Genomic DNA, 23,443 nt, shown 5'->3' with positions numbered 1-23,443 from the left:
ACCCCTTTTGTTTGCCTAAAGCAACTATAGCCCAGAATGATTGCTTTGGGAAACTAAAGAAGGTGTGGGGTCATTCCTTGGTCAACTCCCGGGCAGCCGCGATAACCTCTTCCACCCGCCTCGGCCGCGCAACGCCGGGCGGAACGGCAGCCACGAGACGGTTTTCCGGCAGGCTGTCCGCGATTGGCACCAACGCAACCCGCGCGCCGGTATACAGCGATTCGATTCCGGGCCACACGTTGGTCACCGAGTACGCCCGCCCACTGGCTACGATGCCCCGGATGGTCTGTGCCACCACGCTCCGCCAGCGCACTTTCGGCTCAACGCCGGCCGAGTGGAACATGGCAATGACACGCTCGGCACTGGGCGGAACGTCGAACAGGACAACGTCCTCGTCCGCCAGGTCTGCGAAATGAAGGGACTCCCGGCCCGCCAAGGGGTGGTCGGCGGCCAACATGAACTGGGGGCGGGATGCGGCGACGGTCAAGATATCGACGCCGGGCATCGCCTGGAGCGAGTATAGGAACGCCACGTCGAGCTCCCCCTCCCCCACGGCCCGCTGCAAGTCCTCGGCATTGCCTTCCTCGAAGTCCAGTTCCACCTCGGGCCATCGGGCTGCAAAGACGCGGATGAGTTCCGGGATCAGCCGGGGTGAGATAGCGATCATGCAGCCAATGGAGACCCTACCCCGCATGTCCTCGTGGGATCCGCGAAGGGCGCCCTGCAGCTCCGCCGTCTCCCGCAGGATGCGCCGGGCACGGATCCCCAGCTCCACCCCGGCCGCTGTTGGTTCCACGCGCTTGGCCCGGGTACGGATGAGCAGATCCAGGCCCAGGCTCTTCTCGAGTTGGGCTATGGCCATGGACGCCGCGGCCTGGGAGATGTTGCTCTCCGTGGCGGCCTTGGTCAACGAACCGTGGTCCAGTACCGCGACGAAATACTCCAGCTGCCGGAGCGTGAACTCGCCCATCAGTTCTCCTTATGAACTTCTTAGAATTGATTGATTATACAAGTGACATGGCGCGGACCACACTGGAAGAAAGCCATCCCGAACAAGGAGAACCATGACGCCGACGTCATCCCTGAAGCCGCACATCGTCACCCTGGGGACAGCCGGTGGGCCGCGGTGGTGGGCAGCCGCCGACTCCGGCGAGCGCACCGGGATCGCCACTGCCGTTGTTGTCGGAGACGCCTTCTACCTCGTGGACTTCGGGCAAGGTGCCGGCCGACGGCTCAGCCAGTCCGGGCTGCAGCTCAAGGACCTCCGGGCGCTCTTCATCACCCACCTTCACTCAGACCATGTCTACGACCTCGCCGGGCTCGGCATCTTTGGGCTCTACGCCCTTACCGAGCGGACAAAGAACCCGGTCCGCATCATTGGACCCGGCAACCGCGGCGAGCTTCCAGCGGTCTCCCCGCGCGCCGTCGTCGCTCCTCAACCGCTGGCGCCGGAGAACCCGACGCCGGGAACCCGCCAGATGTTCGAACAGCTCATGAAGGCCCACGCCACGGACCTCAATGACCGCATTCTGGACAGCCTTCGCCCCAGCCCACTGGAGATCTTTCACGCGGAGGACATCCTCATCCCGGCCGAAAGCGGTTACCACCCGAACAACAACCCGACGCCGGATATGGAGCCGTTCGAGGTCTACCGGGACGAACTGGTCACCGTGACGGCGATCTTGGTGGAGCATCCCCCGGTTGCTCCGGCGTTTGCCTTCCGATTCGACACCGCCGAAGGTTCCGTGACCATCTCCGGCGACACCGCCTACACGCAAAACATGATTACCCTGGCCCAGGACACCGAGCTCCTGCTGCATGAGGCCATTGACTTCGCCTGGGTGGAATCCCTGTACGCGGACAAGACCGACGAATCCAGCCGCGCTTCCCGGGACCACCACTACAAATCGCACACCAGCGTCCGTGACGCGGCAAAGCTGGCTGAAGCGGCCGGCGTCGGGCATCTGGCGCTGCACCACCTGGTACCCGGCTCAGCCTCCGAAGCCGTCTGGCACGAAGCCGAAGAGCATTTCAGCGGAACGTTCACCGTGCCCAACGACCTCGACACCATCCCCTTCGCCCGTCAGCGCTGACGCGGCCTGAACACTGAGGAAACCCATGAGCTCCGCACCAACAACCCCGGATACGGGAGCGGCCACCGCCTCCGCACCGTCCATGAATTCCAAGGACATGCGCCGTATCCTCGCTTCCAGCTTCATCGGCAGCGCGATCGAGTACTACGACTTCGTCCTCTACGCCACTGCCGCCAGCCTGGTATTCAACAAAGTGTTCTTTGCAAACCTCGGCCCCGGGTTCGATCTCTTTGCTTCCTTTGTCACCCTGGCTGTCGGCTACATTGCAAGGCCCGTGGGTGGATTGATCTTCGGCCACTTCGGCGACCGGCTCGGGCGCAAGCAGATGCTGGTCCTGTCCATGCTGATCATGGGCCTTGGCACCACGGCCATCGGACTCCTTCCCACAACGGCCCAGATCGGCATGGCCGCACCGCTGGCCTTGGTGATCCTGCGCTTGGTCCAGGGCGTTGCCGTGGGCGGCGAGTGGGGCGGCGCGGCGCTGATGGCCATTGAGCACGCACCGAAGGAGCACCGCGGTTTCGCTGCCGCGTTCGCCAACGCCGGTGGACCCGCGGGAGCGATCCTTGGCACGTTGGCGCTCTCACTCTTCGCCGCGGTTTCCGGCAAGGACTTCCTCGTCTGGGGTTGGCGGCTGCCATTCCTGCTGAGCGCCTTGCTGATTGTGGTGGGCCTGGTGATCCGTTTGAAAGTCTCGGAGACCCCGGCTTTCCAGCGGCTTGAGGCGGCAGGCGAAAAGCGCCGCGTCCCCCTCCTCGATGTCCTCAAGAACAACCCGAGGGCCGTAGTGCTCGGCCTGCTGGCAACCACATCCTTCTACGTCTGCCAGTCCATGACCACCGTGTGGGGCGTCTCCGTTGCCGTTGACAGTGGAGCCGACAAGAACGGCGTCCTGAACATCAAGGCACTGGCCGCACTGCTGACCTTGGTGATCTGTTTCTACTCCGCGCGGCTCAGCGACCGTATCGGGCGCCGTCGGGTCCTTATCGGGGCATCGCTCCTGGGTGCGGTGCTCGTTTACCCGATCCTGATGCTCATGAGCAACGGCGAACTGTGGGGCTTCGCGCTGGCAATCATCCTGGGCAACGGACTGGTTCAAGGATTCCTCTACGGCCCGATCGCCGCGTACGTCGCCGAGCAGTTTCCCACCCGCAACCGGTACACAGGCGCATCGCTCGCCTACCAAGGCGCTTCCATGATCGGGGCAGGCTTCACGCCGATGATTGTCGCGGGCCTGAGCCTCGCTGCCGGCGGCGGGATCTGGCTGATCGCGGTCTTCTGGATCGTGGCGATGCTCGCCTCTGCCATCGCAGTGAAAGCAACACCGGAGGGAACGCGCCGCGATCTCGACTGATCCTCCGTTGTGGGGCCCGCTCTACGCTGAATTCGCCGCTTTTGCGGCGCTGAGCGGGCCTCACAACACAGGAAACCCCCGCATGGAAGACCGTGCGGGGTTTCGCTGTCGCGTTTCTTAGTCGTCCAGGTGTGTGGGCCCGAACATTTTGAGCAGGGTTTCAACCACGACGACGTTGGGTCCGTCCGCTTCGAAGGACGCCTTGAGCGCGTCCCCCACTTCCTCCGGGGCCACGCGGCGGGCCGGGACGCCGAAGGACTCAGCCAGCTTGACGAAGTCCGGGCGTGCGAGCTCGGTGGCTGTGGCTTTGCCGAAGGCACCCACCATGTATTCGCGCAGGATGCCGTACCCGCCGTCGTCCACAATCAGCCAGGTGACCGGGACGTTGTGCTGCTTGGCCGTGGCGAGCTCCGAGATGGAATACATCGAGGAACCGTCACCGGAAACAGCCAGCACACGACTGGGTTTGCCCGTGGTTTCCAGACCAACGGCCCCACCGATCGCTGCCGGGAAGCCATAGCCCAAGCCACCCGCGCCCTGGGCGGAGTGGAACTGCCCCTCACGGGCGTCCCAGCAGGACCAGCCCCAGTATGCGGAAATGGTCATGTCCCAGAAGGTCTGCATTTCCGCCGGGACGGCCTCGCGGATGTCGGCCATGAACTTCAGTTCCTTGGCCAGGTCCTGCGATTCCAGGCGGGTCTTGACCTTGGCCAGGGATTCCTTGACCACGTCCTCCGGGCTGGTGCCATGCCAGTCCCTCTTGCTTGCAGTGCCAGCGCCTGCCTCTGAGAGTGCTTCGTCCAAGGCCGCGAGGGCCTGGCCGGCGTCGGCCCGGATGCCCAGGCCGGGACGGTTGGATTCCAGGACCCGGGGTTCGGCGTCGATCTGGATGATCCGGCCGCGGGGCGCGAAGGTGAAGTAGTTCGAGGTCACCTCGCCCAAGGACGAACCGATGACAATCAGCACGTCGGCGTCCTCGAGGACGTCGGTCATGTACCTGTCCTCGATCCAGGACTGCAAGGACAACTCGTGGTTCCACGGGAACGCACCGTTGCCGCCCGGGGTGCAGATCACCGGGGCGCGCAACTGCTCGGCGATGGACAGCAACGACTTCTCTGCCCGGCCACGGCGCGTACCGCCGCCTGCGATGATCGCCGGACGTTCCGCCGTCGAAAGCCACTTCACCGCTTCACGGATCAACTCCACCCGGGGCGGGTTGTCGAACGCCTCAGCCAGGGCGTCTTCGACCGGGGGGACCACGATCGGGTCCAGCAGGACGTTCTGCGGGATCTCGATCCACACCGGGCCCTGGGGCGAAGAAATCGCCTCCGTCCACGCATCCTGGATGGCCGACGGAATACCCGAAGCGTGCTGGATCAGGCGCTGGCTCTTGGTGACGTTCGCGGCCGAGGCCTTCTGGTCATCGAGCTGGTGCAGCATGCCCTTGCGACGTGCGCCAAGGCCCTCCAACGGGATCTGGCTGGCCACAACCACCATCGGAACACCCGTGGCGTAGGCCTCCTGCAAACCGGCCAGGGACGTCAACGCGCCAGGACCGGTGGACAGGAACAGCACGCCGACCTCGCCCGTGGCACGGGAGTAACCGTCAGCTGCGAACGCCGAGTTGTTCTCCACACGGGAGGACACGAAGTGCAGGTTCCCGCGGCCCATCGCATCAAACAAGCCCAGCGCATGCTGGCCCGGGATGCCGAAAACCGTCTTCGCGCCCAGCGCTTCAAGGGTCTCGACGACGAGATCCCCGCCGTTGCGCTGGCCGGTCTCCTTGGTCGGAGCCGCTGTGCCCGGATCGAAGTCGATCATCGCTGGGTCGCCTTCGCGATTTCCTCAATGCGTGCACCGAGGGCTTGCTGGGCATAGCCGTTCGGAGCGCCGTGACGGTCACCTTCAACGGCGTTGTCTGCCATCAGGGTCACCAGTTCGTAGGCGACGTGGCTGCCTGCAACGCCGGTGATCTCAGCGTGGTCGTAGGCCGGGGCGACTTCCACCACGTCCGCGCCCACGAGGTTCATGCCGCGGAAGCCACGGATGATCTCCAGCAGTTCACGGCTGGTGATGCCGCCGGCTTCCGGGGTTCCGGTGCCGGGTGCGTGGGCCGGGTCCAAAACGTCGATGTCCACGGAAATGTACAGGGGACGGTTGCCGATACGGTCGCGGATCTTGGCCACTGTCTCAAGGACGCCCTGGTAGTAGACGTCGGCAGAGGTGACGATGCCGAAGCCGAAGCGGTGGTCGTCGTCGAGGTCCTTCTTGCCGTAAAGCGGGCCGCGGGTACCGACGTGGCTGATGGCCTCGGTATCCAGGATGCCTTCCTCGACGGCGCGGCGGAACGGGGTTCCGTGCGTGTACTCGGCACCGAAGTAGGTGTCCCAGGTGTCCAGGTGTGCGTCGAAGTGGAGCATCGCGATGGGCTCTCCTGCGCGTTCCGCTGCGGCGCGGAGGAGCGGCAAGGCGATGGTGTGGTCACCACCGAGAGTCACCAGCTTGCTGCCGTTGGCGGTCAGGTCCAGCGCATTCTGCTGGATCGTCTCGATGGCCTCGTTGATGTTAAAGGGGTTCACGGCCATGTCGCCGGCGTCGGCAACCTGGATGTTCTCGAACGGGCTGACGTCCCAGGCAGGGTTGTACGGGCGGAGCAGGCGGCTGGCCTCCCGCACGTGGTTTGCGCCGAAACGCGCACCGGGCCGGTAGGAAACGCCCGAGTCGAAGGGCACGCCGACAACGGTGACGTCGGCCTTCGCGACTTGGTCCAGACGAGGAAGCCGGGCATAGGTGGCTGCGCCGGCGTAGCGCGGGATGCGGGAGGAATCGATGGGGCCGAGATTGCCGTTGGCCTCGATACGGAGCTCTTCCAAAGTTGCGCAACTCCTTAAGTTGATGGCTGCTGTGACACCCATCATACACTCAAAGTTGCCTAATAAGCATCACCTGTTTACAAGCAATCCTTCCCGGACCATCACCGTGAGATGCCGGTCACACAGCCCGTAAAGATTCCATAAAAACCGGGCAATTGGTCTCCAGCCGGGTCCTACGCTCCTAGCAGAAGCAGCACCCGGCTGCCTGAGAGGACGATGTGACTACCCTGACGCGGCCCCCGGCGGATCCAGCCGATCGGCGAAAAGAAGCCTTTAACCTCAAGTCCTGGTTGCTCGAAGGCATGCCGGACACCGCAGGGAAAAGCCAAGGTCCGCACGGCCAGCCAACAGAGTCACACAAGCCACAGGCTTGGTGGAAGGTTATGTGCCTCACCGGCCTGGACTACTTCTCCACCCTGGGTTACCAGCCTGCCATCGCAGCCCTTGCCGCAGGCCTGCTGTCTCCACTCGCGACCCTTCTCCTGGTGATTGCCACGCTGGCCGGGGCACTTCCTGTCTACCGACGGGTGGCCAGGGAGAGCCCCCGCGGCGAAGGCTCCATCGCAATGCTCGAACGCCTGTTGCCCCGCTGGGGCGGCAAGCTCTTTGTCCTGGCCCTCCTGGGTTTCGCGGCCACCGACTTCATGATCACCATCACCCTCTCCGCAGCCGATGCCACTGCCCACCTCATAGAGAATCCGTTTGCACCGGAGTTCCTTGAAGGCCAGCACGGGGTGATCACCCTGGCCCTTATCGCCGGACTTGGCATCGTCTTCCTGCGCGGGTTCAAGGAAGCCATCAACGTTGCCGTCGTCCTGGTAGCGGTCTTCCTGGCACTCAACCTCGTTGTGGTCTTCGTGGCCATGAGTCACCTTTTCATCGAGCCACACGTGGTGACCGACTGGTGGACGGCATTGACCGCATCCCACGGCGACCCCTTGCTCATGATCGGCCTGGCCCTGCTGGTTTTCCCCCGATTGGCACTGGGCCTTTCCGGATTTGAGACCGGCGTGGCAGTCATGCCGCAGATCAAGGGCCGTGCCTCGGACACCGACGCGAACCCGGCAGGTCGCATCAAGGGCGCGCACCGCCTGCTGACAACCGCAGCCATCATCATGAGCTCGTTCCTCATCACCTCCAGCTTCACCACAGTGATGCTGATTCCTGCCGCGGAGTTCGAGTCGGGCGGCAAGGCAGAAGGGCGCGCCCTTGCCTACCTGGCCCACAAGTTCCTCGGGGACGGATTCGGCACCGTGTACGACGTCAGCACCATCGCAATTCTCTGGTTCGCCGGCGCCTCCGCCATGGCCGGACTCTTGAACCTGGTCCCGCGCTATCTTCCGCGCTACGGCATGGCTCCCGCTTGGGCCCGGGCACTGCGCCCACTGGTGCTCGTGTTCACGGTCATCGCGTTCGCAGTGACCATCATTTTCCAGGCAGACGTCAACGCCCAAGGCGGCGCCTATGCCACTGGCGTGCTTGTCCTCATCACCTCCGCTTCGATTGCCGTGACCCTCTCGGCCCGGCGCAAGAAGCAGCGGGGCCGGTTCATCGGGTTCGGCATCGTCTCACTCGCGTTCGTCTACACCACCGTGGTGAATTCCATCGAGCGTCCGGACGGTCTGAAGATCGCCGCCCTCTTTATCCTGGGCATTATGGCGGTCAGCTTCGTATCCCGTATCCGGCGGGCCTTCGAACTCCGCGCAACCCACATCAAGCTCGACCAAAAGGCCTTGGAGTTCACGGCAAACAACTCCGACGGACCAGTGCGGATCATTGCCCACGAGCCCAAGCGTTTCAGCGCGGACAGGTACCGGGAGAAGCTGCAGCACGCCCAGCAGGCCAATCACCTGCCCGTTGACAGCGACGTCCTCTTCATCGAGATCATCGTGGACGACAGCTCTGATTTCGAGCAGGAACTCCAAGTGGTGGGCAAAGAACGCCATGGCTTCAAGATCCTGGAAGTCCACAGCAACAACGTGCCCAACACCCTGGCAGCCGTTCTCCTCCACATCCGCGATGTCACCGGCTTCATGCCGCACATCTACTTCCGCTGGACCGAGGGAAACCCCATTTCCAACCTCAGCAAGTTCCTCTTCTTCGGTGAAGGCGAGATAGCGCCCGTGACCCGTGAGGTACTCCGCGAAGCCGAACCGGACATCACCCGCCGCCCCTGGGTGCACGTGGGTTAGGCGCTACCGGCTGGCCGCGGGCACCAGCACCCAGAGCACCTCGACGGTCTGGTCCGTGGGGTTGATCCAGGTATGGGGTTCGCGGCCCGGGAAGGAGAGAGTGTCCCCTTCTTCGAGGTCGTACTCCTCGTTGGTCAGGATGAGCTTGATCCTGCCCTTGACCACATGGAGCACATCGACGTCGCAGTCCACGGCGTAGAGCTCGTTCTCGCCCCGGCCCCTCGGTTCGATCGTCGCCTGGAGGATCTGCAGGCGACGTTCCGAGCGGGCCGTCAGCAGCCGTTCAACGATGCCCTGGCCACCAAGGGAAATCCGCGGGCCATCGTCGCGCCGCGTCAGGTGCGTTTCGGGGGCGGCAAACAAATCCCCCACCGAGACCGACAGGACCTGGCAGAGAGTCACCAGCGAGGCCACGGACGGCGAGGTCAGATCCCTCTCCACCCGGCTGAGGAACCCTTTGGTCAACCCGGTGGCATCCGCAACCTGCTCAATGGTGAGCCGTTGGGCTTGCCTGGCAGCACGGATTCTGGAACCGATGGCAACAGGCACATTGCTGGGTTCAACGGGTAGAGCCTTCATTCACGAAACCTTTCAGGCCGGCCCATGCGGCCTGGTCATTGGAGCCAATAGTATCCGGAGCGCAGCACCACCGCCCGGGAATCAGCAGGACCGTGACGCAAGCATCTTGACTGTTACTCCCATCACAACATATCCTCATAGGCAACAAGTGTTGTCTGTGAGGCACACAACACAAGTCCTATCTCCGTTCGTCAGCACAGAGACTTCGACGCCCTGCAGGAGTATCGTCGAAAACCCCAACCTCCGTGCATCAGCTCCAAGGAGCCACTCATGGACTCATCGTTCATTAACATCGCCATCGTGGTGGTGTATCTGCTTGCCATGCTGGCGTTCGGTTGGTGGGGCAAGTCCCGCACCAAGAACAACAGCGACTTCCTGGTGGCCGGCCGCCGCCTGGGACCCTTCCTCTACACAGGCACCATGGCCGCCGTCGTCCTTGGTGGCGCATCCACCGTGGGCGGCGTTGGCCTCGGGTACAAGTTCGGCATCTCCGGTATGTGGCTCGTCGTAGCCATCGGCGCCGGTGTGCTGCTCTTGAGCCTGCTGTTCGCCGGCACCATCCAGCGACTCAAGATCTACACGGTTTCCCAGATGCTCAGCCTCCGCTATGGAAGCAAGGCGACCCAGACCTCGGGCATCGTGATGCTGGCCTACACCCTGATGCTGTGCGCCACGTCCACCGGCGCCTACGCCACCATTTTCGTGGTGCTCTTCGGCTGGGAACGCTGGCTGGCCATCGCGGTTGGCGGCGCAATCGTCCTGGTTTACTCAACCATCGGCGGCATGTGGTCCATCACCCTGGCCGACCAGGTCCAGTTCATCATCAAGACTGTCGGCATCTTCTTCCTCATGCTGCCGTTCGTCATGAACGCGGCGGGGGGACTCGACGGAATCCGTCAGCGGGTCAACGAGAGCTTCTTCCAGATCGACGGCATCGGCACCCAGACGATCATCACCTATTTCGTCGTCTACACGCTGGGCCTGCTCATCGGCCAGGACATCTGGCAGCGCGTCTTCACTGCCAAGACCCCCCAGGTTGCACGTTGGGGCGGCGCCACCGCCGGCGTCTACTGCATCCTCTATGGCATCGCCGGCGCACTGATCGGCCTGGCCGCCCGGGTGGCACTGCCCAACATCGACGTCAAGGCCCTTGGCAAGGACGTGGTCTACGCCGAGGTCGCAACGCATATCCTGCCCATCGGCATCGGTGGCCTCGTCATGGCAGCAGCCGTGGCAGCCATGATGTCCACGGCTTCCGGCGCCCTGATCGCCGCCGCAACGGTGGCCCGCGCCGACGTCGTTCCTTTCGTGGCGAGCTGGTTCGGCAAGACCATCAACACCGACGACACCGAGAACCCCGAGCACGACGTCAAGGCAAACCGCTACTGGGTACTGGGCCTCGGAGTCCTCGCCGTGCTGATCTCCATGGCCGCACAGGACGTCGTTGTAGCCCTGACCATCGCGTACGACATCCTCGTGGGCGGCCTTCTGGTGGCCATCCTCGGCGGCCTTGTCTGGAAGCGCGGCACCGGCATCGCAGCCGCCTGGTCCATGGCGGTTGGTTCCGTCCTGACTTTGGCCCTGCTAATCCTGTTCGCAACGGGCGTGATTCCCAGCGAAGACGGCGTCTACGCAAACGATCCCATTTACTGGGGACTGGGCGCTTCGTTCGTGACCTTCGTAGTGATCTCGCTGGCCACTCCGCCCACGGACCCTGCGGTACGGGCGGCCTGGGACAAGCGGGTCCAGGGAGCGATCTCCGAGGAGCTCCCGCTGGACGCTCACCCGGTCAGCAGCCACAACGCCTGAAAGTTCCGCCACGCTGAGCGGAACTGAGCAATAGACGACGGCGGCGCCGCCCCTTTTCGGGGCAGCGCCGCCGTTTGTTTTTCTTGGCGAGCTTGCCAAGGCCTACGAAAAATCCGGAAAGCTACAGTTCCTCGTCCTCTTCGCGGAACTCCTCCTCGGCGTCGTCCAGCGGAACTATCCGCTCGTCGTCGTCGGCCGCTTCGTTTTCCTCCACCCAGGCCTCGTCCACTTCCTGGTCTTCGCTGTAGTCGTACGCGGGATCCGATTCGATGGTTGCCCGCTCCGGGTGGTTGGCGTGTGATTCGGTGTCCATGCTGCAACCTCCTTCTGGTGGGCTGCGGTGCAGCCCGCTGACCGATGCGCGGGAGGTTTCCCGCCCCTGTCCATCCATCTGAGCACCGGGCTCCGGAGTGGTCAAGGCACCCCGGCAGCGCCGCCTGGAAGTGCCGCCCTGCAGTGCCTGAATTAAGGTGCGCCGAACATTCCAGTTGAGGAATACCGGCCGAAAAACCCCGGAAATAAGCGGTACAGTGGTCGGTGCAATGGGGCATCACCTACCCCACCAAGCCCAGGAGAAGCAGTGCAGAAGCACCAGGAATCCCCCGGTCCGTCGAGCTCCGCTCCGACCCCCCGCCCCGAGGAAACACCCGCCACACCCACGCCTGCGGACATCAGGCGTTGGCGCCAGTACCTTGCAGACGAACGTGCCGAGGCCGCCGTCTACCGTGAACTTGCCCAACGCCGCGACGGCGAGGAACGCCAGATCCTCCTAGCCCTGGCCGAGGCGGAAGGCCGGCACGAGGCGCACTGGCTGAAGCTGCTTGGCGAACACGCCGGCATGCCCAAGGCCGCCTCGGCCCGCAGCCGCCTCCTTGGCTTCCTGGCACGGCACTTCGGTTCAGTTTTTGTCCTGGCCTTGGCCCAGCGCGCGGAAGGACGTTCCCCTTACGGCACCGAACCATCCGCTACGCCGGCCATGGTTGCCGACGAACAGATCCACGAGGAAGTCGTTCGCGGCCTGGCAACGCGCGGCCGCAACAGGTTGTCCGGAACCTTCCGCGCAGCGGTCTTCGGCGCCAACGACGGACTTGTCAGCAACCTTTCGCTGGTCATGGGCATGGCCGCCACCGGAGTTTCGAGCGCGGTGGTCCTGATGAGTGGCGTGGCCGGCCTGCTGGCGGGCGCCCTTTCCATGGGTGCAGGCGAATACGTCTCCGTCCGCTCCCAGCGGGAACTCCTGAACGCCACCCTCCCCACCCAGGCCACCCTGACGGCGGCGCCCGCATTGGACGTTGAACACAACGAACTGGTGCTGGTCTACCTTGCCCGGGGCATGACCCGTGAGGCGGCCGAACACCGGGCGGCCGAGCGGATGGGCCTGTTCAGCTGCGACTGCGACCCCAGCCTCTCCCTGCAGCCCGAGAAGGAAGAAGCCGCGGACGAGCACGAGACCGTCGGTTCGGCGTGGGGCGCGGCGATGTCCAGCTTCTGCTTCTTCGCATCCGGTGCCATCGTGCCCATCCTTCCGTTCGTGTTCGGAATGACGGGCTGGAATGCCCTGATCCTGTCGGCCGCATTGGTGGGCGTCGCCCTCCTGGCCACCGGCGCCGTCGTGGGCTTGCTGTCCGGAACCTCGCCGCTGAGCCGCGGCCTGCGCCAACTGGCGATCGGCCTGGGTGCAGCAGCTGCCACCTACGGGCTCGGGCTGCTCTTCGGCGCCGCGATCGTCTAGGCCTGGCCGTGTGAATAGACGGGGCACCCGGTGTCCCGTAATGTTGGTGCGTCCTCGACGCTTCCCGCGTGACCGGGGCACGAGGAACGGAGAAGCGTGGACACGGAGCCTGATGTGCGGAATCACCGCCGCGCCGGTAAGACGCTGCGCGTGGCCCTGGGCTTCCTCATGGCTGTAGCGGCAGCAACTGCCGCGGTCCTGGTCAGCGGCTTCCTCCACGGAGATCCGCGGATCACAGCACTCATTCCGGGCGCGGCGCTGCCCAACACGCAGCAGGGCGGGCAGGCAACCCACGCCCCCGCCCGCGCCCTGAACGCTCCTCCACCGGGACGTGAAGAATCCGATGCTCCGCTCGCCTCTCCGCCGGCACCGCCGGTCGCCAACGATTCTTACAAGTTCCTGGCCACCAACGACGACGGTACTCCGGTGGGCTATTCGCCGTGCCGCCCGCTGCATTACGTGGTGAACGACGCCGCCGCACCCGAGGGAACCCACGCCCTCCTCCGGACTGCCCTGGCCAACATTTCCGAGGCGACGGGAATCCAGTTCATCGACGACGGCACCACCGATGAGCTCCCTGCAGAAAAACGCGAGCCATACCAGCCGGGGAAGTATGGCGAGCGCTGGGCTCCCCTGCTCATTTCCTGGACCACGCCTGAAGCCGCCCCGGCCCTTGCGGACAAAGTCATTGGCACCGGCGGCAGCACCATGTATTCGTTGAACAAAGGACCTAAGAGCTACATCACGGGCAGCCTGGAGCTGGACACGCCTCAGATTTCCGAGCTGTTGGCGGAGGACGGCGGCTCCGACTACGTGTTGGCCGTCATGCAGCATGAGCTGAGCCACGTGATGGGCCTTGACCACGTGGACGATCCCATCCAACTGATGTACCCGGAGATCGGCGCCCCCGACGGCCTGGCCGACGGCGACCTGAACGGCCTGCATTTGCTTGCCTCCGCCCCATGCCGGAAAGACATCTGACAGAAAGCATTGTCCGTGCCCGGGCCATTGTCCGGTCCCAGCCATGGACTTCCCGGCCGGCGGGGTCCTATGCTGGCCAAAACGGCCGACGGCGGCGCCCCACCGCATGGTTTGAGCCTTCGCGTCAGGGGGTTCGATGGAACCTGATGGGTCGCCATACGGGCCTGACCCCTATCCCCCTCCGAACCCACGCGGTCCCCTTCAAAACCCCACGCCGCAGATCCGGCACCGGAGCATCGCCGCAATCGCGTTCCTGCTGCTGGTGCTTGGACTGGTGTGTGCGGGCGCCTATTTCAGCGGCGAAGTGCAGCGAACATGGACCGGGCCGGCTGCTCAAAGCCAGGTACCCCGGCCAGGCGTCTTGCCGTTTGGCCAGCGGCAGGACCCATTGCCCGGGCGCGAGGAAGCCGACGCTCCGTTGGGAACGCCTCCGCCACTGCAGCGGACCAGTAACTCGTACAAGTTCCTGGCCGTCAAGGATGACGGCACTCCCGTTGCCTACTCCCCGTGCCGGCCCATCCATTACGTGGTCAACTCCACCCTGGCGCCTGCTTCCTGGCAGCCGCTGGTTGAGGAAGCCGTGCGGCAGGCCAGCCTCGCATCGGGGCTGAAATTCATCTATGACGGGCCGACCTCGGAGGTTCCCACCAGCAACCGGGCGGGGTACCAGCCGGAAATGTACGGGGACCGCTGGGCGCCTGTCCTGATCGCGTGGACCACACCGGAGCAGGTACCGCGGCTGGCCGGGCAGACGGTGGGACTGGGTGGCAGCTCATCCATCGGGTTGAGCAACGGCTACAAGGCCTACGTCACCGGCACGGTCTCCCTGGACGAGCCGCAGTTCGCCGGAATCATGGATTCGCCCCAGGGCAAGGAGATCGGCGTGGCGGTCATCATGCACGAGCTTGGCCACGTGCTGGGGCTCGACCACGTGGATGATCCCCGCCAGCTGATGTACGACCAAGCCTCGTGGGTGCGCCAATACGCAGCCGGGGACCGGACGGGGCTTGCAAAGCTGGGCACGGGTCCGTGCAGCAAGGATTTCTAGCGCTGAACCGATTTAGTCCAGCGCCCCCACCACCACATCAACGGCTTCTTCCACTGTGTCCACCAGGAAGATCCGCTCAGCCATGGCTTTTCCGGCAGCGAGGCTTTGCAGCATGGGCCAGGCCGGGAATGTCTTTTCCCAGTGTTCCCGGCCCACCAGGACCATGGGCGTGATCGTTTCGGGTGCTCCGTAGTAGTTCTCGCACGCGTCCTGGAAGATTTCCTGCACGGTGCCGGCCGATCCCGGCAGGAACACGATCCCGCCGTTGCACAGTTCAAGGAGGATCGCTTCACGGATGGCATTGGCGAAGTACTTCGCGATATGGGTGGCGAAGAGATTGGGCGGCTCATGACCGTAGAACCAAGTGGGGATGCCGAGCGTCGCACTTCCGTTGGGATGACGGTCGACGACGGCGGCTGCCTGGCGCGCCCAAGCCGTCACCGACGGCCTGAACCCGGGAACCCCGGCGAGCGCCTGGAGCGCGGCGCGGAAGTCGTCGTCGTCCGTTCCGCTGAGGTACGCACCCATGTTGGCCGCTTCCATGGCCCCGGGACCACCGCCCGTTGCAACCGTCAGGCCGGCGTTGGCCAACAGCCGCCCCAGCAAGGCAGCTTGGTTGAACTCCCCCGTGCCGCGCTGGGCAGCGTGTCCGCCCATGACTCCCACCAGTTTTGAGCCCGCGAACGCACCGTTCTGCAGGGCATCGTCCAGGGCGTCCCCAATGGCGTGGTCGTGCAGTGCCGCCGCGAGGGTTGCGTCAAGGCTGGATCGCTGGCCAGGGAGGATGCTCCACTGGTAGACCTTGGCGTCCAGGGTGGACTCGTACTCCGTGGCGGAAATGTCCTCGTAAAGCTCCGCGGCGGTGTACAGGCTACCGCGGTACGGGTTGAACGGAACGCCGCGCAGTTTCGGGAAAATCAACGCGCCCCGGCTCCTCAAGGCGTCCTCCACGCCGTCGTCAAAAGTGCATCCTAGGAAGATCGCGCCCTGCGGGTTGAGCAAGAGGAGTTCACGGGAGCGTCCACGGAGGTCCAATGACTGGGCATGCCACCCGTGCATAGTGGCCGCCCCGGCGTCGATGAGGCGGTCGAAGTGCACCACGCTTTCGATGTCCAAGGTGCGCGGACTGGGGTTCAAGGCGCCGGATGGATTCATGTGTTCAGCGTAGTGGGCGGCACATTACCTCGATGTTTGGGGCCACCCGACTGATCCGTGCATCATGAAGCATGACCAACGCTTCCCCCCTGCGCCCACGCATCGGCGTCCCCGTCCGCCTCAGCAGCTCCGACGATCCCGATGCCCGGGTGGGCGAAGCCAACCAGCTGTTCGTCTTCATTGTCGACCTGCTCCGCGAGGCGGGAGCCGAACCTGTGCTCCTGACGCCGGAGTCGGAACTGGAAACCGAGTTGGCCGCCTTGGACGGCGTCCTCCTTCCGGGCGGCGGCGACCTGGATCCCCGGCTGTACGGGCAGGAACCCATCGATGCCCTGTACGACGTGAACCCCGAACAAGACCGCTTGGACTTCGACGTGGCACGGGCCACGCTCGACGCCGGGCTGCCGCTTCTTGGCATTTGCCGTGGCCATCAGCTGTTGAATGTCCTTTACGGCGGAACGCTGGTCCAGGACATGGTTCCGTCCACCGTGGTCCACAGCGGACTCGATCCGGAAGACACTACTGCCGGCGTCTGGGCATGGCACGACGTCGTGTTGGCGGAAGGCTCCAGGGTGGCCGCTCTCTATGGGTCCACGGCCGGAACCACCGTCAAGATAGCCTCGGGACACCATCAGGCCGTCGCCACCGTGGGCCGGGGACTGGCGGTCACGGCCATCGCAGACGACGGGACCATCGAGGCCTTGGAGGATCCTTCCCGCTGGGTCGCCTCCGTCCAGTGGCACCCCGAAGCCTCGCAACTGCCCGACGGCGAGCGCCTGCTTCCGTTCGCCGGGTTCGTTGAGGAGTGCCGGAAAGCTACCCAGGCACGGTCCGGAAGAGTACAGTAACGCTCACAGCATCAGTGTCCGTACTGTGGGGAGCACGGTGCGCATAATTTCATTCCAGTGACGCCGGAATCGGCGTCGTAAGTACGCCGGCTGGGGGGCCCAACATCTGCTCGAAGGAGCATGGTTGTGGTCCTTTCACATGTGTCCAGCCCGTCCGTAAACCCAAAGCCCCGCTCTTTTGCCCGTCGTCTGCTCAGCCTTTTCCTGACCCCCACCCTGACGTTTGGCAGCTTGGTGTTGGCCGCCGCACCGCCCGCTGCGGCTGCCGTTCCGCCCTGCGCCGGAACCGGCGGAGCCATGCAGATCGTGGCACACACCGACGATGACCTGATTTTCCTCAGCCCGGACTTCATGCGGGACATCCAGGCGAAACGATGTGTCCAGACCGTGTTCACTACCGCCGGCGAGGCAGGCGAAGGCGCTTCCTACTGGCGAGGACTCGAAGCGGGCATCCGCGCGAGCTACGCGAAGATGGCGGGAGTCACGGATTCCTGGACCACTTCCGATGCCGGCGTGCCCAACAGGCCGTTGACCATGCAGACCCTCAACGGCGCCCCGAACATCTCCGTTGTGTTCATGCGGCTCCCCGACGGATTTCCCAATGGCGACGGGAGCGCAGCGTACAACGATCAAAGCATCCTCAAGCTGTGGGACGGCCGGCTCTCAGCCATCCGCCCGGTGGACAACGCCGCCACCTTCACCAAAACACAGTTCCAAAACGCCCTGAACCGCCTGGTGGCCAACTTCCAGCCCACCACGTTCCGTACGCAGGACTGGACCGGCAACTTCAACAACCCCTATGACCACAGCGACCACTGGGCCACCGCCAAGTTCGCGCAGCTTGCAACCCGGAGCTACACCGGACCGCATACGTCCATGGCCTACGACGCCTACGTTATCGACGAGTATCCACAGAACGTCACAGGCGCGGAACTCACCGCCAAGGTGGACACCTTTGTCCGCTTCGCCGATTTCGATATGTACATTTGCAGCAGCCCGGGCGAGGGTTGCCCTGATTCCCCCTACGACGAATGGTTGAAGCGCCAATACATCACGGCCATCGAATGGGTGGGCAACGCAGCCAAGTCCACGGGAGCCACTGTCACTGCTTCCTCGCAATTGGCAGCCGCCCAAAGCCCCGAAAAGGCCCGGGACGGGTACTTCTGGGGAGCACCGATGGACGCCACGAAGGAGTGGGTCACAGCCGGTGAGAAGGCAGGGAGCTGGATCCAGTACAACTTCAACCCCACCCGCACCATCAACTCCGTGACACTCTCGGACCGCCCCGTCCTCAGCGACCAGGTCACGGGCGGCAACCTGGTGTTCTCCGACGGAAGCACTGTGGCCGTCCCGGCACTGCCCAACAACGGCTCAGGGCTCACGATCAATTTTCCAGCCAGGACCGTCAGCTCAGTACGTTTCAACATCACGTCCGTCAGCGCAAGCACCACCAACGCCGGGTTGGCGGAGTTCGAGACCTACCTCGCCGCGGACACGGTAGCGCCCGTGGTGACAGCAACCCCTGCAGGCGGGACCTACGCATCAGGCCAGGCCATCACCCTTGCGGCCAACGAGACCGCCACCATCTACTACACGGTGGATGGCAGCACTCCCACCACGGCGAGCCCCAAGTACACATCGCCTATCACGTTGACTGGCCCCTTGACCCTGAAATACTTCGCCGTGGATGGGGCAAACAACTCCTCGGCGGTGGCTACACAGACATACTCCACGGGCCCGGATGTCACCAAGCCCGTGGTTACGGCGAATCCGGCGAGCGGCGCGTACGCTGCCGGGACCAAGATCGCCCTCACGGCCAACGAGCCCGCTGAAATCAGGTACACCACCGATGGCACGGACCCCCTGACCGCAGGGCTCCTGTACAGTGCGCCGATCACCTTCAACGGTCCGGGACCCATGACGTTGAAGTACTTCGCCAAGGACACCGCGGGGAACGCCTCCGACGTTGCTACCCAGACCTACACGGTGCCGCCGGACACAACCGCGCCTGTGATCACGGCCAACCCCACCGGCAGGGCCTTGGCCAGTGGTGCAACCATCAGCCTTTCCGCCAATGAGGCAGCCGATATCTACTACACCACTGACGGCAGCACTCCCACGGCATCCAGTACCAAATACTCGACGCCGATCGTCATGGGCAGTTCCACGCTGACGCTCAAATACATCGGGGTGGACACGGCCGGAAACACGTCAGGTGTGGGAACCCAGACGTACACAGTTCCCGCAGCCGGACCGCCGTCGAGCCATGACTTCAATGGCGACGGCCGGGCGGATGTCCTGGCGGCAGACCCGGCCGGCAACCTGTACCTGTACCCGGGCGACGGCTCCGGTGGCCTCCTCCCCAGGCAGCTCGCCCTGGCAGCACCGGAATGGCAGTCCATCACGGACACGGTCACCCCTGGAGATTTCAACAAGGATGGCAAGAACGATCTGCTGGCCCGCTCCGGCGACATCCTGTACTTCTACCCCGGCGACGGTGCAGGCAGCTTCGGTGCCAGGAAACAAGTGAGTACGGGCTGGAGCACCATGACCCAGATCTTCTCCCCTGGCGACTTTAGCGGTGACGGCATCCCCGATGTCATCGCACGCAGAAGCAACGGAGACCTTCGCTTGTACGAGGGGAACGGAACAGGCGGCCAGCGGACGCCGTACACTGTCGGCACCGGCTGGGGAATCATGAACGCCATCTTCAGCACCGGTGATTTCAACGGAGACGGGAAGCCTGACGTACTGGCGCGGCGCACGGATACAGGCGCATTATGGCTGTATCCGGGCGACGGCGCCGGGGGTTGGCTGCAGTGGAAGCAGTTCGCGACGGGATGGAGTACCCGCACTGCACTCGCCGGCCCTCGGGACCTCAATGGAGACGGTAAAAACGACGTCCTTGGCCGCATTGGAGACACTCTGTGGCTGTATCCCGGATCTGGCAGCGGAACGCTGGGCAACGTGCCGCCGATCAGCCTGGGCACGGGTTGGCAGGGGATGAAAGTCATCGCCTGAGCAACCCCAATGAACCTGGCGCGGGTCGGAGTTTTCCCCCAGACTCATCCGGCCCGCGTCAGCCACGCCGTCCCTCTCTCACATCCCACCCTGTTTTCCCGCGTCCCTCTCGCACCTCCCACCCCCCTTCCGGCGTTCCTCTCGCACCTCCCACCCCCTTCCGGCGCTCCTCTCGCACCGGCGCTTTGCCGTCGCACCCGCTACCGCTCGACGCACCCCTAACACTGGGTGCATTCGGCGGGAAGGGATGCGGGGCGGACGGGCCAGGGCGGAAAAGCCAACCGCAGCGAAAGCCCGACGCCGGCACCCGGGCGAGCGCCGCCGTCGAACCTTCCGCGCGGGAGGTGACAGAGCAACCCCCGAAAACCGTCGGGAAGTGATAGAGCAACCGCGGAAAACCGTCGGGAAGTGAGAGAGCATCGCTTGGGGACGTGCGCCGCCACCCCTACTCCGATGGCGCACCCTTTGCCGCCGAATGCACCCGTAAGACTGGGTGCATTCGGCGGGAAGGGATGCGGGGGCCGGACGGGCCAGGGCGGAAAAGCCAACCGCAGCGAAAGCCCGACGCCGGCACTCGGGCGAGCGCCGCCGTCGAACCTTCCGCGCGGGAGGTGACAGAGCAACCCCCAAAAACCGCCGGGAAGTGATAGAGCATCGCAGGGGGACGTGCGCCGAGAGGGTTACACCGTTACCTTCACGGGGACACCCGTTTCCAGTGACTCCTGCGCCGCGTCCGCAACCCGGGAGGCGGCTACGGCGTCCTCTGGAGTACACGGGTTCTTCCGCTCCCCCAGGATCACTTCCACGAACGCGGACAATTCGGAACGGTAGGCCTGGTTGAAACGCTCCGCAAAAGTGCGATGCGCAACACCGGCCGGGAAGGCGATCCCGCGCTCGGCAGAACGTAGTGCCATCTGGTGGTCCATGCCCACCAGCACCGACCCTTCCGAACCTTGCAACTCCAGGCGGACATCATGCCCGGCCCCGTTGTAGCGGCTTGCCGAGACCGTACCCACCGTGCCGTCGTCGAACGTCACCACGGCAAGGGCGGTATCGACATCCCCCACTTCGCCGATGGCCGGGTCTCCGTTGTTCGAACCCTTTGCGTACACTTCAACGATCTCCCGTCCGGTCAGCCAGCGGAGGATGTCAAAGTCGTGGACGGAGCAATCCCGGAAGAGCCCCCCGGACGTCGCAAGGAAGGACACGGGCGGCGGAGTCATGTCGCAGGTAACGGCCCGGACTGAGTGGATCCAACCGAGCTCGCCGGCGTCGTACGCCCTCTTGGCTTCAAGGTAGCCGTCGTCGAAACGGCGCTGGTGGCCAATCTGAACCGTTCCGCCCTTCTCGGCGATGTAGTCCAGGATCGGGAGCGATGCGGCGACGTTGACGGCTACAGGCTTCTCGCAGAACACGGGGATGCCCGCGTCCACCCCTGCACGGATGAGATCCGGGTGGGTCGCCGTTCCGGTGGCGATGACCAGTCCGTCGATGCCCGAGGCAATCAACGCCTCAACGGAGGGAAGGAACTCTCCACCGAAATCCGCAGCCACCGAGCGGGCATGGTCCTCGGCAACGTCGGTGAGCTTGAGTTTCACCGCCGCCCGCTCAGGATCCGCGTTCAAGGCAACGATATTCCGGGCGTGCATTACCCCGATGCGGCCCACCCCCACCAGGCCAAGTGTTACTTCCTTCATGCCTTCTCCGGCGCAGCGTCCGCTACGTCTGCCACTTCGGCTTTGACCTCTTTGAGGGCTTCGGTGTGGCCACCGAGCTGCTCGAGTTCGTGGGCGAGCTCGGCCAGTTCGGCGCCGCCGGCCATCTGTGCGGTGAGCTCCTCAAGCGTGATGTCCTTCTTCTCGTAGTAGCCGATTGACTTGCCGCGCTTGAGCAGCAGGAACCGGTCACCCACGGGGAAGGCGTGGTGCGGGTTGTGGGTGATGAAGATGACGCCGAGGCCGCGGTCGCGGGCCTGCAGGATGTAGCGCAGCACGACGCCGGACTGCTTGACTCCCAGCGCGGCCGTCGGCTCGTCGAGGATCAGGACTTTGGCGCCGAAGTACACGGCACGGGCGATGGCCACACACTGGCGTTCACCGCCGGAGAGCTGCCCGATGGGCTGTTCAACGTCGCGCAGGTCGATGCCCATGTCCGCGAGTTCCTTCTTGGTGATGTCCTTCATTTTCTGGACATCCATGCGCCTGAACGGTCCCACGCCGGTGGTCAGCTCGGAGCCGAGGAAGAAGTTCCGCCAAATCGGCATGAGCGAGACGACGGCGAGGTCCTGGTACACGGCCGCAATACCGGCGTCGAGGGCTTCGCGCGGTGAGCCGAGCTTGCGGTCCTCGCCCATGATCTTGAATGAGCCTTCATCGTGCTGGTGCAGGCCGGCAATGATCTTGATCAGGGTGGACTTGCCGGCGCCGTTGTCGCCAAGGACGCACGTGACGCGGCCGTTGTCCACGGCCATGGTCACGTCCCGCAGGGCGATGATGTTGCCGTAGTGCTTGCCCACGGCTTCGAGGGAAAGCAGGTGCACCGGCGTGTGGGTCAAGGGATCCTTCTCGTCTTTCAGCAGGGTTTGCTGGTCGATCTGTTGTGCATTCATTGGTCCGGCTCCTTACTTCAGCTCTGCCCGGCGTTTGACGATGAGGTTGACGATTGTGGCCAGCAGCAGCATCAAGCCCAGGAAGAACTTGAACCAGTCCGGATTCCATTGTGCGTAGACGATGCCCTTGTTGGCCATGCCGAAGATGAACGCACCGATGGCGCCGCCCACGGCCGAGCCGTAGCCACCGGTCAACAGGCAGCCACCGATCACCGCCGCGATGATGTAGAGGAACTCGTTGCCCACGCCTTCACCGGATTGCACGGCGTCGAAAGCGAACAGGTTGTGCATGCCCAGGATCCAGCCGCAGAAACCCACCGCCATGAACAGGCCGATCTTGGTCTTGGTCACGGGGACGCCTACTGCGCGGGCCGCGTTGGCGTCGCCGCCCACGGCGAAGATCCAGTTGCCGATGCGGGTCCGCAGCAGGACCCAGGAAGCGATCAGGACCAGGACGATCCAGAAGAACACCGTGATCTTTACTTCCACCCCGCCGATGCTGATGGAGGAAGCGAAGACAGCACGGGCGGAGTCGAACCCATCCAGTTTGGAGATCGACGGCGAGGATACCGAGCCGCCGATGAGCCGGGTCAGTGCCAGGTTCAGTCCGGTCAGCATGAGGAACGTGGCCAGGGTGACGATAAAGCTGGGCAGTTTGGTCTTGACCAGGATCCAGCCGTTGATGAAGCCGATGCCGAGCGAAACCACCAGTGCCAGGGCAACACCTACCCACGCGTTCATGGAAAAGTACCAGCTGAACAGCGAGGCGGTCAGGGCCGAGGAGATGACGGCTACACCCGTGGAGAGGTCGAACTCGCCACCGATCATCAGCAGGGAGACGCCGACCGCCATGATGCCGATGGTCGAGGAACCGTAGAGCACGGTAGCCAGTGCGTTCGGCTGGGTGAAAGTTTGGGATACCGATGCGAAGAAGATAAAGAGGACAACGGCACCGACGAGGGCACCGACCTCGGGGCGGGCCAGGAATTTCTGGAACGGGTTCCGGCGTCCTACCCGCTCATCGCCGGGAGCCGAAGCGGGTGCCGGCGGCAGGGTTGCTGTGTTTGCCATGGGGATGACTCCTTGTTGTACAGGCTGCGCGGTTGGTCCGGTTGCGCGGCGGGTAGTTCGCCGCGCAACCGGGAGCCCG

General features: G+C 64.3%; 18 protein-coding genes. 9 read left to right on the top strand and 9 right to left on the bottom strand.

The features are described 5' to 3' along the window. Positions 1 to 70: 70 nt before the first annotated feature. The gene (locus ACIPY2_RS08305; protein ID WP_400265900.1) at positions 71 to 970 is read right to left on the bottom strand and encodes a LysR substrate-binding domain-containing protein; all 900 of its coding nucleotides are present in this window, start codon (positions 968 to 970) and stop codon (positions 71 to 73) included. 94 nt (positions 971 to 1,064) lie between these two features. On the opposite strand from ACIPY2_RS08305, the gene ACIPY2_RS08300 reads away from it, so the two are divergent. Together ACIPY2_RS08300 and ACIPY2_RS08295 are read left to right on the top strand one after the other, a co-directional pair. After that, the gene (locus ACIPY2_RS08300) at positions 1,065 to 2,093 is read left to right on the top strand and encodes an MBL fold metallo-hydrolase (protein ID WP_400265899.1); all 1,029 of its coding nucleotides are present in this window, start codon (positions 1,065 to 1,067) and stop codon (positions 2,091 to 2,093) included. Between the two features lie 25 nt (positions 2,094 to 2,118). Next, a complete protein-coding gene (locus ACIPY2_RS08295; RefSeq protein WP_400265898.1) occupies positions 2,119 to 3,447 on the top strand; it encodes an MFS transporter in 1,329 nt (442 codons plus the stop codon). A 117-nt stretch (positions 3,448 to 3,564) separates the two neighbouring features. On the opposite strand, the gene ACIPY2_RS08290 is transcribed toward ACIPY2_RS08295, so the two are convergent. Both ACIPY2_RS08290 and speB read right to left on the bottom strand, forming a co-directional pair. Next, positions 3,565 to 5,268 (bottom strand): thiamine pyrophosphate-binding protein, encoded by a 1,704-nt coding sequence (locus ACIPY2_RS08290; protein WP_400265897.1) that lies wholly within the window; start codon positions 5,266 to 5,268, stop codon positions 3,565 to 3,567. Next, positions 5,265 to 6,320 (bottom strand): agmatinase, encoded by a 1,056-nt coding sequence (gene speB / locus ACIPY2_RS08285; RefSeq protein ID WP_400265896.1) that lies wholly within the window; start codon positions 6,318 to 6,320, stop codon positions 5,265 to 5,267. The genes ACIPY2_RS08290 and speB overlap by 4 nt, the downstream gene beginning before the upstream one ends. A gap of 218 nt (positions 6,321 to 6,538) precedes the next feature. Here speB and ACIPY2_RS08280 point away from each other — a divergent pair, with 218 nt between their 5' ends. Then, positions 6,539 to 8,512, top strand: a complete 1,974-nt coding sequence (locus tag ACIPY2_RS08280; protein ID WP_400265895.1) for an amino acid transporter — start codon at positions 6,539 to 6,541, stop codon at positions 8,510 to 8,512. 3 nt (positions 8,513 to 8,515) lie between these two features. Here ACIPY2_RS08280 and ACIPY2_RS08275 read toward each other — a convergent pair whose 3' ends face one another. Beyond that, positions 8,516 to 9,091: a helix-turn-helix domain-containing protein gene (locus ACIPY2_RS08275; protein ID WP_400265894.1), complete on the bottom strand. Its 576-nt coding sequence runs from the start codon at positions 9,089 to 9,091 to the stop codon at positions 8,516 to 8,518. 270 nt (positions 9,092 to 9,361) lie between these two features. On the opposite strand from ACIPY2_RS08275, the gene ACIPY2_RS08270 reads away from it, so the two are divergent. Then, on the top strand, positions 9,362 to 10,900 hold the full coding sequence (locus tag ACIPY2_RS08270) for a sodium:solute symporter (protein WP_400265893.1): 1,539 nt from the start codon (positions 9,362 to 9,364) through the stop codon (positions 10,898 to 10,900). A 121-nt stretch (positions 10,901 to 11,021) separates the two neighbouring features. Here ACIPY2_RS08270 and ACIPY2_RS08265 read toward each other — a convergent pair whose 3' ends face one another. After that, positions 11,022 to 11,213: a hypothetical protein gene (locus ACIPY2_RS08265; RefSeq protein ID WP_400265892.1), complete on the bottom strand. Its 192-nt coding sequence runs from the start codon at positions 11,211 to 11,213 to the stop codon at positions 11,022 to 11,024. A gap of 267 nt (positions 11,214 to 11,480) precedes the next feature. Here ACIPY2_RS08265 and ACIPY2_RS08260 point away from each other — a divergent pair, with 267 nt between their 5' ends. The 3 genes from ACIPY2_RS08260 to ACIPY2_RS08250 all read left to right on the top strand — a co-directional run bounded on the left by ACIPY2_RS08260 (position 11,481) and on the right by ACIPY2_RS08250 (position 14,661). After that, the gene (locus tag ACIPY2_RS08260; protein WP_400265891.1) at positions 11,481 to 12,632 is read left to right on the top strand and encodes a VIT1/CCC1 transporter family protein; all 1,152 of its coding nucleotides are present in this window, start codon (positions 11,481 to 11,483) and stop codon (positions 12,630 to 12,632) included. A gap of 168 nt (positions 12,633 to 12,800) precedes the next feature. Next, complete coding sequence (locus ACIPY2_RS08255) at positions 12,801 to 13,613, top strand: matrixin family metalloprotease (protein ID WP_400266213.1); 813 nt, start codon at positions 12,801 to 12,803, stop codon at positions 13,611 to 13,613. Between the two features lie 136 nt (positions 13,614 to 13,749). Further along, on the top strand, positions 13,750 to 14,661 hold the full coding sequence (locus ACIPY2_RS08250; protein WP_400265890.1) for a matrixin family metalloprotease: 912 nt from the start codon (positions 13,750 to 13,752) through the stop codon (positions 14,659 to 14,661). 12 nt (positions 14,662 to 14,673) lie between these two features. Here the strand turns inward: ACIPY2_RS08250 and ACIPY2_RS08245 are convergent, their stop codons facing one another. Beyond that, positions 14,674 to 15,816, bottom strand: a complete 1,143-nt coding sequence (locus ACIPY2_RS08245; RefSeq protein WP_400265889.1) for an LOG family protein — start codon at positions 15,814 to 15,816, stop codon at positions 14,674 to 14,676. 71 nt (positions 15,817 to 15,887) lie between these two features. Here ACIPY2_RS08245 and ACIPY2_RS08240 point away from each other — a divergent pair, with 71 nt between their 5' ends. Both ACIPY2_RS08240 and ACIPY2_RS08235 read left to right on the top strand, forming a co-directional pair. Beyond that, the gene (locus ACIPY2_RS08240; RefSeq protein WP_400265888.1) at positions 15,888 to 16,664 is read left to right on the top strand and encodes a gamma-glutamyl-gamma-aminobutyrate hydrolase family protein; all 777 of its coding nucleotides are present in this window, start codon (positions 15,888 to 15,890) and stop codon (positions 16,662 to 16,664) included. Positions 16,665 to 16,790: 126 nt separating this feature from the next. Then, positions 16,791 to 19,685: a chitobiase/beta-hexosaminidase C-terminal domain-containing protein gene (locus ACIPY2_RS08235; RefSeq protein ID WP_400265887.1), complete on the top strand. Its 2,895-nt coding sequence runs from the start codon at positions 16,791 to 16,793 to the stop codon at positions 19,683 to 19,685. 680 nt (positions 19,686 to 20,365) lie between these two features. On the opposite strand, the gene ACIPY2_RS08230 is transcribed toward ACIPY2_RS08235, so the two are convergent. From ACIPY2_RS08230 to ACIPY2_RS08220, 3 genes are read right to left on the bottom strand one after another with little or no spacing between them, the layout of a single operon-like run. Further along, positions 20,366 to 21,382, bottom strand: coding sequence for a Gfo/Idh/MocA family oxidoreductase (locus tag ACIPY2_RS08230; protein WP_400265886.1), 1,017 nt, complete (start codon positions 21,380 to 21,382; stop codon positions 20,366 to 20,368). Beyond that, a complete protein-coding gene (locus tag ACIPY2_RS08225) occupies positions 21,379 to 22,293 on the bottom strand; it encodes an ATP-binding cassette domain-containing protein (protein WP_400265885.1) in 915 nt (304 codons plus the stop codon). The genes ACIPY2_RS08230 and ACIPY2_RS08225 overlap by 4 nt, the downstream gene beginning before the upstream one ends. 12 nt (positions 22,294 to 22,305) lie before the next feature. Continuing rightward, positions 22,306 to 23,364, bottom strand: coding sequence for an ABC transporter permease (locus ACIPY2_RS08220; protein ID WP_400265884.1), 1,059 nt, complete (start codon positions 23,362 to 23,364; stop codon positions 22,306 to 22,308). Between the last annotated feature and the right edge of the window lie 79 nt (positions 23,365 to 23,443).

Origin of the sequence: Paenarthrobacter sp. NPDC089675 (assembly GCF_044749185.1) — a bacterium.
GTDB lineage: Bacteria > Actinomycetota > Actinomycetes > Actinomycetales > Micrococcaceae > Arthrobacter.
This window is presented reverse-complemented; position numbering and strand designations above follow the sequence as displayed.

What these genes read in the sequence shown, in the direction of transcription:
- ACIPY2_RS08305 (WP_400265900.1), bottom strand. Translation starts at nt 970, where the DNA reads ATGGGCGAGTTCACGCTCCGGCAGCTGGAGTATTTCGTCGCGGTACTG.
- ACIPY2_RS08300 (WP_400265899.1), top strand. Translation starts at nt 1,065, where the DNA reads ATGACGCCGACGTCATCCCTGAAGCCGCACATCGTCACCCTGGGGACA.
- ACIPY2_RS08295 (WP_400265898.1), top strand. Translation starts at nt 2,119, where the DNA reads ATGAGCTCCGCACCAACAACCCCGGATACGGGAGCGGCCACCGCCTCC.
- ACIPY2_RS08290 (WP_400265897.1), bottom strand. Translation starts at nt 5,268, where the DNA reads ATGATCGACTTCGATCCGGGCACAGCGGCTCCGACCAAGGAGACCGGC.
- ACIPY2_RS08275 (WP_400265894.1), bottom strand. Translation starts at nt 9,091, where the DNA reads ATGAAGGCTCTACCCGTTGAACCCAGCAATGTGCCTGTTGCCATCGGT.
- ACIPY2_RS08270 (WP_400265893.1), top strand. Translation starts at nt 9,362, where the DNA reads ATGGACTCATCGTTCATTAACATCGCCATCGTGGTGGTGTATCTGCTT.
- ACIPY2_RS08265 (WP_400265892.1), bottom strand. Translation starts at nt 11,213, where the DNA reads ATGGACACCGAATCACACGCCAACCACCCGGAGCGGGCAACCATCGAA.
- ACIPY2_RS08255 (WP_400266213.1), top strand. Translation starts at nt 12,801, where the DNA reads ATGGCTGTAGCGGCAGCAACTGCCGCGGTCCTGGTCAGCGGCTTCCTC.
- ACIPY2_RS08250 (WP_400265890.1), top strand. Translation starts at nt 13,750, where the DNA reads ATGGAACCTGATGGGTCGCCATACGGGCCTGACCCCTATCCCCCTCCG.
- ACIPY2_RS08245 (WP_400265889.1), bottom strand. Translation starts at nt 15,816, where the DNA reads ATGAATCCATCCGGCGCCTTGAACCCCAGTCCGCGCACCTTGGACATC.
- ACIPY2_RS08240 (WP_400265888.1), top strand. Translation starts at nt 15,888, where the DNA reads ATGACCAACGCTTCCCCCCTGCGCCCACGCATCGGCGTCCCCGTCCGC.
- ACIPY2_RS08230 (WP_400265886.1), bottom strand. Translation starts at nt 21,382, where the DNA reads ATGAAGGAAGTAACACTTGGCCTGGTGGGGGTGGGCCGCATCGGGGTA.
- ACIPY2_RS08225 (WP_400265885.1), bottom strand. Translation starts at nt 22,293, where the DNA reads ATGAATGCACAACAGATCGACCAGCAAACCCTGCTGAAAGACGAGAAG.
- ACIPY2_RS08220 (WP_400265884.1), bottom strand. Translation starts at nt 23,364, where the DNA reads ATGGCAAACACAGCAACCCTGCCGCCGGCACCCGCTTCGGCTCCCGGC.